Here is a 14,894-nt window from a genome sequence, read left to right on the forward strand (position 1 = left end):
ATACAGATCATGACCGAAGCCGCTCTCGCCCCCGAATCCCCGCACGCGCCGTCTGTCATTCGGCTGCTGCTAGGCAAACTCGGGATCGCCTACGAAGAAGTGCTCGACCACCACGGCCTCAATGCATCGCGCAAGGTACAAGCCGTGTTGCTGGACGACGCCGTCGGCGCGCTGATGGTGCTGTTTCCGCAGAGCCAATTGCTCGACCTCAACCGCCTCGCCGAACTGACTGGCCGTCGCCTGACCGCCGTGTCCACCGAGCGCCTGGAAAAGATGCTCGGCAAACACAGCCTGAGCCTGCTGCCAGGCCTGCCGGCGCTGACCAGCTCGCCGTGCCTCTACGAAGAAAGCCTGCTGCGCGAGCCGAAGTTGCTGATCAACTCCGGCGAGCCGGGCCTGCTGCTGGAAATCGCCAGCGAAGACTTCAAGACCATGCTGACCAAGGCCAGCGCCGCCAACTTCGGCGAAGCCCTGAGCAGCATCCGCCCGAACCTCGACCGCCCGGACGATGACCGCGAGGAAATCACCCAGGCCGTGCAAGCGTTCACCGCGCGGCGCATTCAGCAACGGCTGGAAGCGACCATCGAGATTCCGCCGCTGGCCGAGACTGCGCAAAAAATCATCAAACTGCGCGTCGACCCTAACGCCACCATCGACGACATCACCGGCGTCGTCGAAACCGACCCGGCACTGGCCGCGCAAGTGGTGAGCTGGGCGGCGTCGCCGTACTACGCCTCGCCGGGCAAGATTCGTTCGGTGGAAGACGCGATCGTTCGCGTGCTCGGTTTTGATCTGGTGATCAACCTCGCGCTGGGCCTGGCCCTCGGCAAGACCCTGAGCCTGCCCAAAGACCACCCGCAACACACCACACCGTACTGGCAGCAGTCGATCTACACCGCCGCCGTCATCGAAGGCCTGACCCGCGCCATGCCGCGCGCCCAGCGCCCGGAAGCCGGCCTGACCTACTTGGCTGGCTTGCTGCACAACTTCGGTTACCTGCTGCTGGCCCACGTATTCCCGCCGCACTTCTCGCTGATCTGCCGCCACCTGGAGGTCAACCCGCACCTGTGCCACAGCTACATCGAGCAACACCTGCTCGGTATCAGCCGCGAACAGATCGGCTCATGGCTGATGCGCTACTGGGACATGCCCGACGAACTGGCCACCGCCCTGCGCTTCCAGCACGACCCAAGCTATGACGGCGCCTACGCCGAATACCCGAACCTCGTCTGCCTGGCCGTGCGCCTGTTGCGCAGCCGCGGGATTGGCTCTGGGCCGGATGAAGACATCCCGGATGCGCTGCTTGAACGTGTGGGCCTGACCCGCGACAAGGCCAACGACGTCGTCAGCAAAGTCCTCGAAGCCGAAGTCCTGCTGCGTGAACTGGCCTCGCAGTTCAGCCAGGCCTAAAACGAAACAGGCCCGCTCCCCAAGGATCACCAAAATCCCTGTGGGAGCGAGCCTGCTCGCGAAGAATCCAACTCGGTCTACCAGACCGCCCCTGATCGTTCCGACGCTCCGCGTGGGAATGCATCCCGTGACGCTCCGCGTCACCAAAGGCTCAAGCCTTAGGCTTAGCCTTCCTCGGCACCAAATACTTCATCAACCCCTGAAACCACATCACCAGCGCCGGATTGCCCTTGAGCTGGATCGACTTGTCCTGAATCCCCTGCATAAACGCCAACTGCTTGTTCTTCGCCTGCATCGTGGCAAAGCCATAACCGGCATCTTTAAACGCAATCGCAAACGCCGGCTCCGCCACCACGCCAGACTTACTGGTGATGCGCTGATCCTTGACCACGAAATGCCGCGCCACTTTCCCGTCCAGCGTCTGCAGCTGAAACACCAGATCCTTGTCACCCAACTGCTGCTGGAACGCAGGATTTGTCCGGCTGGCCTTACCCATCAACAAACCCATCATCCACAGAAGAAAACGAAATTTCATGCGCACAGCCTCAAAAGGAAAATGAACGGCCGGGGCAGTGTAAGGGATTCGGACGATAACGCCAGTATCTGACTCTATTGGAAGAGGATGCAGACCATTTCCCGCACGATGACCGCCAAGTCACGATTCAGCGCTCGCCCACTGATCGTTCCCCCGCTGCGCGTGGGAATGCATCCCGAGACGCTCCGCGTCTCACCACTCACCTTTCCTACACCTGTTGAAACACATCCCTGTAGGAGTTGGCGAAGCCTGCGATCTTTTGATCTTCCGCCCCGCGAATCTATGGGAAATTTCCTGCAAAGTGCGGGGCTGTCCATGAACTAGGCGAGTTGGTGCGGTGGGGATAGGCTCTGTGGGTCGCCGCAAAATCGGTGACTCGGACGTGCAAGTCCAGACTCGTCATGCATTCAGTTATGGCTATTCGCCGAGTGTTTTCCTATGCTCGCGAACTGTTATGGCGGCTGTGTATGGGAGGCCTTCGGGTCTGCCGGTTTCCGAGTCCGGTCTTGCACACCTATACACAGCTGCCACCCTTTCGAAGCAAGCGAAACGGTGTTGGCTCCATAACTCGGAAAATACCTATGATCAAACCAACACCCAATCCCCCAGAAAACCCGGATATTTCGCCCTACGAATCTCTGGAATCAAAGAAATTCCACGAAGCCGCCGAGCGCGCCCTCGACCACCATTTCAAACCAGCCGTCGAACCACACCCCAAACGTGAGAACGGCCTCTTCAAACTCTCCCCCGGCACCGACGCCGAAGCCCTCATGGCCAACGCCTCCGAAGATCTCCTGTCCATCAGCGTCATCGCCTGCGACCTCGCCGACGACCTCCACGGCTCCCGCCGCTCGGTGGCGCTGGCCCTGAGCAGAATGGCGGACGGCGTGAGATTGATGGTCGAAGGGACGCTCGATCAGATTGAAGTGCGAAGCGTGGCGGCCAAGCCGTAGCGGGATTTGCGGATGAAAAAAGGGGACGTTAAGTCCCCTTTCTGCAACTGCCTGTAAAAGTCCAGGCACAAAAAAACTGCCAATCACGGCAGCTTTATTGAGAATCCGAAAACCTTCAGCCAGCCAGTCGACCGACAGGCTCGAAATCACTGCCATTGGACAGAGCAACATCCAGAAAGCGGCTGCGCTTACCAGAACGCTTGGCCAAAGCTTCACGAGCTTCGGCCTGGAACCGGGCAGCCATCATCGGCTTTGGTTCATGTTTGGACTTTTTCATGGAAACCTCTCGGGTCTCGTAATTTGACTGGATCGCCCTGTCTGGCGGCGCCACCCGCCCCTTTGATTCTTGGGCATGGATAATCAATGGCGATTTTGAAGGTCGAGAGAGTAGCGATATTTGAAAGCTCTTGAATAGCAGCCGGAAACACCCCGACATTGATTATCTGATCGAAGCAAACCGCAGGTTCTATCCCTGTCGCTGACTCATCACGCATCGGCGAGACGAGATTTACTGCCCATAAAGGGAGGTTAAGTCCCCTTCCCGAATATTCCCCGCCTCACCATTGGCAACCTGTTTCAGGTTTCGAATCCATGTTGTAATCGTTTTCAAACGAATACTTCTTTGCGGATTTGTAATTCGTATACGACATCGCATCAACCCGGCCACCCTGAGTAACCATCTGATACTCACCTGTCAGTGCGCCATCAACTACTTCAACCCAAGTGGTCGTGTACTGGTAGGGCCGGCCATACACGAGTTCTTCTTGTTCAGTATTGCGATGAACCAGAGTGATGGCCTTCTTCGACTTGCTGTACTTGACGCCAGCACCGCTCCACTTGGCGACAGAATCGTAATAGGTTCTGAACTCAAAATTTATGGGCTTGCCTTCGTGAGAGCGGAAGCAAAAAACCTCGGTCGTGACCTCGCTATGCGCCGCCAGAGGAACGAAAACGAGCAACGCGGAAAACAATGCAGACGAAAATTTCAAACCGAACATTCCTTTAGCGGTTCATGGGTAATAAAAAACATGCTTTCAGCAACTCACCGAGCGCTGGTCACGCCTCGGGCGCCACAGCGCTGCGCTCAACCACCCTCGCCGGGATCTTCGAAGCCTTTCCCGCTTCCGACATACGCGATGCGTATTGCTTGTACGCCGGCACTGCTCGCTCTTTATCGTTCATAGCCCAATAGCTATCTGCGAGATTCAGGTAAGCCACCGTCCGCTCTGGGTTGTGTGCAATTACCGCATTCAACAGTTCAATGGACTCTACGTAGTAACCCGCTTCGCCGAGTAGAAAACCTAGGTCGTTGGACCAGCCGGGACGCTGCGGGTAGTAGTACTTTGCGGCGATATAGCTATCCGGGGGACAAGTGTCATGTGAACCACCACCCATCAACGCGTAGCTCATCGTATCCTTGAAGGAAGAGTCATAACCCTTTCGGTAGGCTGCCAGCGCCATATCCAGCAGATCAGCTGAATCGACGGTCATCAATTTCTTTCTAACGCCCTCAATACTGCCAGTACGAGCAACCTGCAGCTTCTGCAGCGCCTCACGCCCATCGAAAGAGGCGAGAGTGATCGGGCCCAATGTCTGCACCGGCAACTCCACTACGCTGACAAGCGACCGATCACAGGAGTCGTTGTTCGCCACTTCCAGCAGAGCTTTCAGCTCAAACTGCTTTGAACCTCTGTTGAAGGCGAACAACAGGTTGAAGTTGTAAACCGCGTTATCTTCTTCGCTGGTTACCAGCGCGATGTAATCCCCTGCCTCAACGAACGGCTGCTTGACCACAGCTTCCTCAGCCTGCGGATCAATGACAGTCATGACGCCAGGGCGACCTTTGAGTACATGGACGCTGAAGACACCCTGAAGAGCGGACGAGTACTGACTCTTGATCAGAGGCAGCGCCTTCGACGTATCGAGCAAAATTTCCTCATTACGTGCCTGCACCGGCGCGATCAACAACCGATTGGAGGCCTCGTCCGCATCCCCTGTCAGAACAAATACCTTTTGCCGTGATGCATCACCCAGCAAGCTAGCCGGAATTTCCTTCAGGACTTGTGGGGCAGCGAGTGCGTATGAAGTGGTTAGCAGCCCAAGGCTCAACACGATAAAGCGGAAGAACATATTCACTGTCTCAGTCCCTGAATTTCAGATCGCTCAACGACGCGTTGCGGAATCTTCTGCGCTTTACCGGCGGCACTCATCGCGTCGCGGTACTCGCGGTAATAACGCTGCGCTTCTTCTTGCCGAGACATTGGTAGCGCTGAACAAACTGCTGATCATCAACACCCACTTAAGGCTGGCCATAGACGATCCTCTTCACCACCGGGCTTTCTGACATTAACTGTCTCTTCGTAACGCCATAGGCCTTGATCAGCTCTTCCCGAGATCCCTTCGAGCCAAAAGAGCGCTGGTTATTATCGAAGCTGTATTGCTCCAATCGCCCTGCTGTCGAGTAATACCCATGCCACTCCGCGCAGGCACCACAACCGCCATATCCGCCTATCGAAACAAGACTGCCCTTGGTGCCTTCCACGCAATCCATCACCACAACAACATTGCTCAACATCTTCGTCTTCGCACCGTCGGAAGTGAGCTGTGAAACTTTGCTGATATCGCGTCGAAGCACCTTGCTACCGATATTGATGGTCTGGTCGGAGCAGACCGGGATGACGTGGGTTTGCGCACCATCCACCGTCACCGATCGGCAGGACGACACCAACACCACTTCAACACCGCCGCACTGCATGACATCGCGCTGGGTAAAGGCGTCCGAAGGCGCGGCGAAGGCTGGCAGAGAGAGCAGCAGCGAAAGGCTGCCCGCGAGAAGACGGTTCATCCACTCACTCCTCATCCATCGGCGACGATTCCACGTCGGTCATGCTCAGCAGTCGAAATTCATTGTTCACAAACTCGTAGTAACGATCCCGGTTACCACTTTCCAACGCATTCCCCTGCGCATCTTCTTCACCGTCGAGCGTGATGCCGGACACGATGATCAAGCGGCTCTCGGGCTGGTAAACCATGCCGAACGTGCTGCCGTCGTAAGCATTGGGCAGACCGCCAACGACTTCCCCAGTCTGAGCGTCCAGCACTTCGCCGCAAATGGCGCTGCCGCCACAGCCGAGCCTGTGCAGGATGTAATGGCCTGCGAAGTTGACCTTGCCTTTCAGGGCTTGCACCCGTGCATGATCCATCATTGGGCTGCTGTTTTCTTGCGGCACCAGCTTATGGTTGGGGCCGGTGAAAACTGGCGTGACGGTGTAATCCTTGAAGGTTGGATCGGCAGCGAATGCCATGGACGCGGCAGCCAATATCAAGCTGCCGAGAACAATCGAAAATCCTTTCACGTAGTAACTCCGTAAATGCCGTGGGGACCGTCGGCTTACTCAGCCAGCCCTTCATAACGCTGTGTCTGCGGGTCGAATTGCCACAGATGTGGCCGTGTCATGGCCTTTTCACCCTTGTAGCGAATCCGCCCGCGCTTGTCCCTGATGTAGGAGTAGATCTCGATGTCCTTGAACTCACCTCCCCCCTTGGGTGGGCCGTCCAGAACTTTGACCCCGGCGAAGTAATCGCCGCCCGAATACCTCAAATAACCACGGCACTGGATCAGGAAGGCAAATGTGCTATCCATTGATGAGCCAATGCCGACGCGGGAATTGAAGATGAAGTCTTCGATGCCATCGCCATTTAGATCGCCGCGAAAAACCACGTGGCCCGGATCGATAGAAAACTCTTTTCCATCGAGACTGGAAAGTATGTCTTCCGGATGTTCACTGCTCTGCGACCATTGCGATAAGAAATATTTTGAGTCAGCTTCCTGATTGCAAACATCTGCCGCCATAACCGCTATCGGCAACCAGCTCACACATAACACCAGCAATCGTTTCACTTCGTATCCTTCGAATTAATCAATTGCAACTCACCATCCCGATACAACACCTCACACCCCACCCACGCCGGATCCACCTGCGGCATCACCGCCGACGGCTTGCGCAGCTCCCGCAGCAACGTCGAGCCATGCGACAAGCGTCCGCCCATCCGCGCAATCACTGCCCGCGCCGTCTGGTAATGCGCGTGTCGCCCCGGATCGAGGGTGTCTTCGAGCAGGATGTCGGCGCCGAGGATGCCTTGCACCTGTCCCGGATAAATCATGAACCCGGTGGCCAGCTCCGCACCCTCGCGACCGTCCTGCCAGAAGCTGCCGTCTCGGGTGCGCACATCGGGGTGCGGTGCAAACCAGTGTTCGCGATCCGCCAGCGGCATGGCGTGGTGCAGACGGAAGAAGATGCGCATGAGGTTGTCGCGATACCACTCGCGCACTTGCAGGTAGTAACCGCGCAGGCCCGGCAGGCCGGTCGAATGCGCGAGGCGGATCAGCCCTGACCATTGCGGGAATGGCTGTAGCGGCAGTTCGCTCGACGCGGGTCGAGGTGTAGCCGGATCGGTTTCCCACGGCAATCGATGCGGACTGTTTTCAAGGTTGTCGTAAGCGGTCGGCGGACGGCCCAGCCAATCGCCGCCACTACTGGCCAGCGCCGTGGCGATACACAGATTGCCTTGCACCACGAACACGTAAAACCGGGTGAACCAGTCCGCCAGTTGCTGGCCATCGGCAGCTTGGGCGACGAGTTCGGCCAGTTCCCGATCGAAGCGCTGCAAGCCGTTTTCAAGATTCAGCAAATGGCCGCGAGCCTTGCGTTGCATACGCAAAAACAGCGGCAACGAACGCAGCATCTTCAGCGGTTGCCACGGCAGATGAGGCGTCGCGCCGCCAACTTCACCCGCGTAGTTATCGGCGCTGATGCCCCAGTCGGCCAGCCTTGCAAGAAACAGATCATTGTTGATATAGGACGCGCCGCCGAACACTGCGGTGAACGGCTCGTTGTCCTGCAACACCCGCGCATCCCAACGCGCCATGATCGCCGGAATACTCGCTGCCGCGCGGCGCTGGGCGTATTCCACCAACACGCTCGGTTGCGGCGGCAGGATCTCGGCGATATTGGCGGCGGTGAGGTGCCGGCGCCAGCCGTAGTCGCTGATCGGCCGGTATTGCAGGAGCCAGAGTTGCGAGCCATCCCAGGCCCATTCGACGTCGCCGGGCACGTAGTGGAACACGCGCAGCACGTCTTGCAGAAAGCGCCACAACAGGTCTTCGGTCAAACCGTGGGACGGCGTGAATGTGCCGCTGCGCCAGGCATCGCCGAGCCGCGAAAACGTTGCCCGCGAGGGGCTTACGTGACCGTCGGCCAGCGATTCGAGATGGCCTTCCACCCATTCGAGTTCTACCGAGAGATGGCGCACGAAAGCGATGCCGGAAACGACCGGCGTGATGAAGCGCTGCACCACCACTTCCTCAACGCCTTCGGCCGTCAGTTCGGCGATGCGTGTTGGCACGTTGGCGGTCGGCTCGCGCAGATAGGTTGTGCTCAAACCGGCATTCGCCGAATCGGCCTGATCCTCGCCATAACTGGAGGAGCGCACCGCCCAGGTCACATCAGGTTGGGCGGCGAGAAATGCCGGCAGACGCGGATCGGTGTAATCGTTGAGGGTCAGCGCTGCCGGTACCGCTTTCCGGGCCAGTTCAGCCAGACGCAAACGCCCGCCCTTGGTGTGCGCAACAAACCCGCGCTCGCCCGACTCCAGCCACTGCGCGAACTGCGCGGGCGAGTCGATCCACGGGTAATGACCCCAACCGGGTTTCAGGCTGATGGTCAGATCAGCGCGGGCGAGAATCGCCGACCACGCTGCCGCTTGCTCGATGCCGAGTACAGCGTCCTGATCGCCCCAAACCAACTCGACCGGATCGGTGATCCACTCCAGCAGTGGCAACGCGGTATCGGCGCGAATCAGATCCCAATGCGGTACAAACGCACGGCAGCGCGCATAGCCGGCGCCCATGCGCTGGTACTGCGCGGGCGTCCAGGTCTGGTTGGAGAACTTGCGGGCGAACAGCTTGGGCTTGTTCGACAGCAGCCAGTGAATGGTCTTGCGGATCGGCAGCGGCGACATCAGTGCCGGTAACCGCCGCTGCCACAAAAACGCACCGACCGGCGCCAACAAAACGCTGCGGGAAAAGTGTCCGGGCCGACGCTGCAACGCATGCAATACAAGCAAGGCATTGACCCCGACCGCCATGATCGCGCTGCCCTTCTGCGTCATCGCCAACAAGGTCTGCGCGTAGTCCGCCAGATCCTCGCAGGGTGGCAGCGGATTGGCGCCGAAGCCCGGTAACTCCAGCGGCACCACGTCGTAGCGCTGAAAGTGCGGCAGCGCGTCATCCCACCAATCGGCAGCGCTGCCGTTGCCGGCCAGCAGGTACATCAACGGCTTGCTCATGAGCGATCCTCAGGTCAGATCGCGCAGAGCGGCGTCGAGGGTTGGATAACGGAATGTGTAGCCGGCCTCGGTCAAACGCTGCGGCACCACGCGCTGACCATCGAAAAACAGCTGCGCCATCTCCCCCGCCATTGCACGCACTGGCGCGGCGGGAATGTGCAACCACACCGGGCGTTTGAGGACCTTGCCGGCCTGCTCGGCGAACGCGGCCTGACTGACCGCTTCGGGCGCCACCATGTTGTAGGTCCCGCGCAGATTGTCATCGTTGAAAGCCCGCGCGATCACCTGAAGCACATCGTCGCGATGCACCCAGCTCATGATCTGCCGACCGTCACCCATGCGCCCGCCGAAACCCAGGCGGAACGGCATCAGAAGCGGTGTCAAAGCACCGCCGGGGCCGAACACCACGCCGAGGCGCAGCACCACCTGACGCACGCCAAACTCTATGGCCGGTTGCGCGGCGGCTTCCCAACGTGCGCAGAGTTCGGCCATGAAGCCATCGCCCTTGCTGGCGTGTTCGTCGAGGTTTTCGCTGGCATCGCGCACGCCGTAGAAGCCGATGGCCGAGGCTTGAATCCATAGCGTTGGTTTTTGCTTGGTATTCTTCAGCCAGGTTATCAACGCTTCGGTGTTGCCGACTCGGCTGGCGAGCAGCTGCGCCTGACGCTTGGGAGTCCAGCGTGGGCCGGCGACGGGAGCGCCGGCGAGATTGATCACTACGTCGAAGGCTTCGTCGTGGCTGAGTTCGCTGAGCGAGTGTACGCAGCGGACGCGGCCGTTGAATAGATTGGCCGCGTTCAACGGATCGCGCGTCAGTACGCTGACCGAGTGGCCCGCGTCGAGTAATTGATTGACCACGGCCTCGCCGATAAATCCGGTGCCGCCGGTGATTAGCACGCGTTTGTAGGCGCCGCCGGCAAACGGGTTGGACTCGTTCGGTGCTATTTCTGGAAGGGATTTTTTGCGGTCATGGCGATACAGCCAGACCAGCGGCGGTAACAGCACCAGCAGCGCAAAACCGTCGAGCCACAGGTGCGACCAGACCTGTTGTTGCGCTGACAGCCACATGTCCTGCGGCGCCCATAACAGGATGCCAGCGCTCAACCAGCCCCACACTGCCGGGGCTTTCAAGCGATTGCCCAAGTGCACCAGCGCGAGCATGTACAGCGAATAACTTTGCAGCGTCGCGCCGAACAGCGCGAGCCACCAGACCTGTTGTTCGTGGCCGGCCGCAGGTACCGCATCGGCGCCCCAGAATGCGAGTTCGAGGGAATGCAGGTAGCCGTCGAGTAAACCGGAATGCCCGGCCCAGGTCAGGGTGAGACCGGCGAGAATGTGCACGATTGCGGCGGCGTATAGCCAGAGCACTAACGCTGGGCGAAGGGAGATCGAGGGGGCTGGCATTCCGTGTCCTGAGCGCATTCCTTGGGGGTGGGGAGTTTAAAGGAAAATAGTGGTCGTCAGACGCTCAAAAACTAAACGTTTTACCGGACGGATTCAGACTCAACGACTGCGAAAACGCATCAGACATGACCCGGCATTTCAGATGCAGTGACTGGCCTTGATCGGCGCCGTGCCTGTCGATCCCAATCGCCCCACGTTGAAGATGCCCAACTGATTACCTTTGTCAGCCGCCATCTGATAACAGGCTAACGCCCGGGACATATCCTTCGTTCCAAACTCGCCACCTTCAAAGGTCGAGGCCAGATAATTCATCGCATCAGCTGAGCCCATGGAAATAGCACGAATAACCTGCTCTTTTGCCTGCTCGGGATGGAGGCAAGGGCCGTTATAGTCAGTGGAGTTTCCTGAACAAAGAAACGTGGCATAGGCCAACGCGCCACTCGGTATTTTCGAGGCCGCTTTGAATAGCGCCTCAACCTTAGGGGTTTCCAACTGAGACGCCATTTGCGAAAGGCTTAGGCTAGCCGCCGACAGGCTCGCCTGTGCATCACCCGACTCTGCAGCACACACAAAATTTTCCAGCGACGCTTCAATCAACTCCACCGTCAGCGGGTATTGCTCAAGAAACCCTAGCCCTCCCAACGCTTCTGCACGCTGATAACAGAAGTTCTCGGCGCGGCTCATTCCCGGATTATCTGTTGCGACAAGATCCTTCTCACTGATCGACCAATCCTCAATCCCCTCAAGCACCCAGCACGCCTGACGAGAGAAGTTGAAGATTTTCACATTGCTGTTACCTGCCCTTTTATCCACAACGTTGACGTGACTGTCATCGACCTCTTCGATCTCGACTCCAGGTGTCTTGCCGGGCGTGATTGCAGCCATCAGCGGATAGTTGAAAGTAGCTCCACTGACTCCCGAGGTCGAAGGCTCAAAGGTACTTCGATCCTTCCCCGCTACCGGTTTCAACACCAGCGACTTGACCGTCATTGCGGTAAGACGGCGTTGTGATTCGCTGTTGGCGGAAAACGCTGTCAGGAACGGCGCGAACTCCTCCGAGGGGCAAGCGTCGCTGGTGGGAGCCGTCGAAGCGCTCTTATCGGATGCAAGCGCAGGGACAATCTTGTCCAGATACGCCGAGCGCTCGCGACTCATTCTGGCGATGCACGAGTTAACGGCGAACACATGCGCCGGCATCCCCGTCTCGATTTCGAATGCCACCAAAGGGCAGTTCGCATCGCGCAACTTCAACCACGCACGTTGCGACTCTTTAACCTTCGCCGCGTACTCCGCGCCCAAGGCCGGATCTGCTTGATAGTCAGACTCAAGCCGCGACATCAACTGCTTGTAGCTGACGTTCAACTGCGTATCGGCAGCCTTCTTCGCCGCCTCCGAGCACGGCACCATTTCCAGGTTTGAGGTGACATGGCGGCAGTCGTCCTGCGCGTAGGCGGCTGAAGCCGGCAGCAGTACGGCTAGAAGGGTTAAAACAAAACGGTTCACTGTGTTCATCCTTGAGTCATTCAGGTTTGCGTTTGGTGAATCGGGTGATGCATTGCTTGGGGATGTTCATTTCCCAGTAAGTGCTGAGCAACGCTTTACGCTTTTTGTCGACGCGCAGGTTAACGAAGCCATCGCCGCAGTCCGGCTGCAACTCTTCGAAGGTGCCGGTTTTGACTTGGTAAATGAACACCCGGTAGTAGTGGTAAGTGCCCATGCCGTCATCGAGTTGCCAGACCGCGAAATCTTGGACGCCGTCGAAATTGAAATCGTCGAACTGCAGATAGAGTTCGTTTTCGGCTTCAAAATCGATTGTTCGCGACTCGCTGTGCGTTTCGCTTTTAACCGCGATGTTCAGCTTGGAGCCTTCGAGAACCAGCGTCGCGTCGACGCCTTTGGTTGGACTGAACGTGGTGGTTTGGGCTAACGCTGGGATCGTCCACATCAGGCCGAGCAGTGATACCGCAAGAGTTTTGAATTGCATGTACTGCCCTACTCCCACTTGCATCCGGACTCCGGAGAGGAGTCAACACTGGTGCTAATTCCGAAGCTGTAAGCCTTACCGTTGGACTGCTTTGTGTAAGACATCGAGACGATCTGCGAGCCTTGCGTCATCAACTCATAAGTCCCCGTGACCTTGCCGTTGACGACTTCGGACCAAGTTCTGGTGTGCTGCCAAGGCGCATCCGGATCGAGGATTTCATTCTGGGAATCCGTCAACACAATGGAAATGGGCTCATTGGATTTGGCGTACTTCACGAAACCACCGGACCATTTGCTGGCTTCGTCGTAGTAGGTCCGGAGTTCGAACTTTACCGGGCTCGATTGGGATATTTCGAAGCAAAGTGATTCGGTGGTGACTGCGCTTTGAGCGCCTAAAGGAAATAGCGCAAAGAAGAGAAAGAAAAGTTTGTTCATGCTCATCCAAGTCGGCGCTTTCGCGCGAATGCTCTGGTTTGTCCGTCTCAACGTCTGCTCTTGTCCGGTGCCAAAGCCAATTGGCGAGCACGCTCTATCGTCGCGCGAATCAGGCAGGCATCGGACCACTCACCGAAAACTGATTTATGCAATTTCGGGTCGGCCTGGCACTCCGCATCTCGAAATTTCATCCAAGCTCTTTGAGTTTCCCTCAGTGCTTTCTGACCGCTTTCGTCCAGCCGACTCATACGATCCCGATATACAGAATTCAGCAATGCATCCGCGTCAGGAACCATCAGATCAAGAACACCATTTCCCGAGGGAAACCACTCAACGTCCGCCAATGCCTGTTCGCTCTCATTGTTCCAATTGTAGAGGCCGTTTTCTTCGATCTTCAGTGTGGCGGATCGCTGATGGTGATTCGTCGGATCGCTCTCGCTGACCTCCGAGCGATAAACAATTTCCAAATAGATAGGGTCGGTTGTGCGCTGAGGATCATTCAATAGCGCTTGCCGAACAATGGCCCGTTGCTTTTTGCTCTCAGTGATCTCTATCGAAAAGCACGGATCCGGCCCAGGACGTTCTGCGGACGCCTTCCTCTCCAGGCATTGATTACGAACCGCCATGGAAGGGGTATCCGAACCACCACCCACATCAACCACTCTGACAAGCAACCGGACTTCCGGGTCTTTGGAAAAGTCGGCCTGAAGGATGGTGGCAATCATCGTGCCCTCAGCCATGACCACAGGCGACAGTATTGAAACTAAAAAAATGAGGCTGAATCGGAAAATCTGCATTCCTTGGCGTCCGTAAAAAAATTCAGTGATCCGTTCAATTCTGAACGGGCTCGCGACAGAAGACAGAGTCAGAACCGACAAACGGGCCAGATCTATTTAAGTTCTCAACCAAATTCAAAGCGGTCGAGCGCAACAAATAAATCCGTATCCTTTACCATTGACTAACCTCCCTCTGCATATCAGCATTCCTTAACAAATATATTCTCATGAATTGAAAAGCAATGAATTCACGAGGAGCGCTCAAAAAAACCGCTCCATGTTATCTCAACCTATCCGTGGATAAAGTTGCCACCATCGATATCAGAATAATTTTTCTACGGCGCCACGATCGTATCTGACAAACTTTTTCGCTAAGCCATCAATTGAAACATCTAGATAAACGGGAGCCGTCAGCGTACCTACATTATAAACAGAAAATACAAGACTTGAACCAAACGAGTATTTCCCAGTCCCACTTCTTAGAATCACCTTCGGAACTAAAGTACTCAAATCTTTTTTGTCTTTATAAATGCGAAACAACTCCGCACTGCCGATTTCCGCTTCTTTTACCTCTAGCGACATTGGGGGTATTTTCAAAACCGGCGCTATAGAAACACTGGCAGTCTCACTTTTCCACTGATCTGAAAATTCATACACTGTATCTTCATACCCCTCTACCAGAGGGCGACTCAATCCACACACAGCCTTATTAATCAGAATTCCGTTTTGCTCATTTCTAATACTTGCATAAATGCAATCTACTAAAATCTGATTTTCGTTCCTGCTCAAAGTGAAATATGCTTCAAAAGGCGAGCGCGATGCCAAATTTTCATAATGCAGCGCCTTACCACCGTTAAAATCTACAAGTTCTCTAACGTTTTCTCCCTCACTACCAACGACACCTTCAATTTTTTTGCTACCATTTGCCCAGGTTACATTTAAAAACTTATTCTTCGAATCAGCAAAGTAAACATCATCTTGATTTGCCAACACCATATCAGTCATTACTAAAGCAACGACAGCCATGACAGCCCGAATTTTAAGCGTCAT

Annotated in this window: 17 protein-coding genes; 2 read left to right on the forward strand and 15 right to left on the reverse strand. The window is 56.5% G+C overall.

The features are described 5' to 3' along the window. Positions 1–9 precede the first annotated feature (9 nt). A complete protein-coding gene (locus HU718_RS00225) occupies positions 10–1,410 on the forward strand; it encodes an aminoacyl-tRNA deacylase and HDOD domain-containing protein (RefSeq protein WP_016985804.1) in 1,401 nt (466 codons plus the stop codon). Between the two features lie 151 nt (positions 1,411–1,561). On the opposite strand, the gene HU718_RS00230 is transcribed toward HU718_RS00225, so the two are convergent. Then, the gene (locus HU718_RS00230) at positions 1,562–1,945 is read right to left on the reverse strand and encodes a helicase (RefSeq protein WP_016985803.1); all 384 of its coding nucleotides are present in this window, start codon (positions 1,943–1,945) and stop codon (positions 1,562–1,564) included. Positions 1,946–2,526: 581 nt separating this feature from the next. Here HU718_RS00230 and HU718_RS00235 point away from each other — a divergent pair. Further along, complete coding sequence (locus HU718_RS00235) at positions 2,527–2,898, forward strand: DUF6124 family protein (protein WP_016985802.1); 372 nt, start codon at positions 2,527–2,529, stop codon at positions 2,896–2,898. A 115-nt stretch (positions 2,899–3,013) separates the two neighbouring features. Here the strand turns inward: HU718_RS00235 and HU718_RS00240 are convergent, their stop codons facing one another. The 14 genes from HU718_RS00240 to HU718_RS00305 form a co-directional block, all read right to left on the reverse strand. Then, positions 3,014–3,175, reverse strand: a complete 162-nt coding sequence (locus HU718_RS00240) for a hypothetical protein (RefSeq protein WP_163004675.1) — start codon at positions 3,173–3,175, stop codon at positions 3,014–3,016. A gap of 280 nt (positions 3,176–3,455) precedes the next feature. Beyond that, positions 3,456–3,887, reverse strand: coding sequence for a hypothetical protein (locus tag HU718_RS00245; RefSeq protein ID WP_225936830.1), 432 nt, complete (start codon positions 3,885–3,887; stop codon positions 3,456–3,458). A 67-nt stretch (positions 3,888–3,954) separates the two neighbouring features. Next, entirely contained in the window at positions 3,955–5,028 is a 1,074-nt protein-coding gene (locus HU718_RS00250; protein WP_186613423.1) for a tetratricopeptide repeat protein, read from the reverse strand. Between the two features lie 2 nt (positions 5,029–5,030). Beyond that, positions 5,031–5,159 (reverse strand): hypothetical protein, encoded by a 129-nt coding sequence (locus HU718_RS29780; RefSeq protein ID WP_263597794.1) that lies wholly within the window; start codon positions 5,157–5,159, stop codon positions 5,031–5,033. A 38-nt stretch (positions 5,160–5,197) separates the two neighbouring features. Beyond that, positions 5,198–5,743: a hypothetical protein gene (locus HU718_RS00260; RefSeq protein WP_186613320.1), complete on the reverse strand. Its 546-nt coding sequence runs from the start codon at positions 5,741–5,743 to the stop codon at positions 5,198–5,200. Positions 5,744–5,747: 4 nt separating this feature from the next. Next, positions 5,748–6,203, reverse strand: coding sequence for a hypothetical protein (locus HU718_RS00265; RefSeq protein ID WP_150729013.1), 456 nt, complete (start codon positions 6,201–6,203; stop codon positions 5,748–5,750). Positions 6,204–6,289: 86 nt separating this feature from the next. Beyond that, positions 6,290–6,799 carry a hypothetical protein gene (locus HU718_RS00270; RefSeq protein WP_186613318.1) on the reverse strand — a complete coding sequence of 170 codons (510 nt, stop codon included), beginning with the start codon at positions 6,797–6,799 and terminating at the stop codon, positions 6,290–6,292. Further along, positions 6,796–9,246, reverse strand: a complete 2,451-nt coding sequence (locus tag HU718_RS00275) for an alpha/beta fold hydrolase (protein WP_186613316.1) — start codon at positions 9,244–9,246, stop codon at positions 6,796–6,798. The genes HU718_RS00270 and HU718_RS00275 overlap by 4 nt, the downstream gene beginning before the upstream one ends. Positions 9,247–9,255: 9 nt before the next feature. Beyond that, positions 9,256–10,650, reverse strand: a complete 1,395-nt coding sequence (locus HU718_RS00280; RefSeq protein WP_186613314.1) for a TIGR01777 family oxidoreductase — start codon at positions 10,648–10,650, stop codon at positions 9,256–9,258. Positions 10,651–10,788: 138 nt separating this feature from the next. Beyond that, complete coding sequence (locus HU718_RS00285; RefSeq protein ID WP_186613312.1) at positions 10,789–12,153, reverse strand: lysozyme inhibitor LprI family protein; 1,365 nt, start codon at positions 12,151–12,153, stop codon at positions 10,789–10,791. 16 nt (positions 12,154–12,169) lie between these two features. Continuing rightward, on the reverse strand, positions 12,170–12,634 hold the full coding sequence (locus HU718_RS00290) for an XAC2610-related protein (protein WP_186613310.1): 465 nt from the start codon (positions 12,632–12,634) through the stop codon (positions 12,170–12,172). A gap of 8 nt (positions 12,635–12,642) precedes the next feature. Further along, the gene (locus HU718_RS00295; protein WP_186613308.1) at positions 12,643–13,068 is read right to left on the reverse strand and encodes a hypothetical protein; all 426 of its coding nucleotides are present in this window, start codon (positions 13,066–13,068) and stop codon (positions 12,643–12,645) included. 47 nt (positions 13,069–13,115) lie between these two features. Continuing rightward, on the reverse strand, positions 13,116–13,946 hold the full coding sequence (locus HU718_RS00300) for a lysozyme inhibitor LprI family protein (RefSeq protein WP_225936831.1): 831 nt from the start codon (positions 13,944–13,946) through the stop codon (positions 13,116–13,118). Positions 13,947–14,165: 219 nt separating this feature from the next. Beyond that, complete coding sequence (locus HU718_RS00305) at positions 14,166–14,894, reverse strand: hypothetical protein (protein ID WP_186613306.1); 729 nt, start codon at positions 14,892–14,894, stop codon at positions 14,166–14,168.

The organism is Pseudomonas tensinigenes (assembly GCF_014268445.2).
Lineage (GTDB): Bacteria > Pseudomonadota > Gammaproteobacteria > Pseudomonadales > Pseudomonadaceae > Aquipseudomonas > Aquipseudomonas tensinigenes.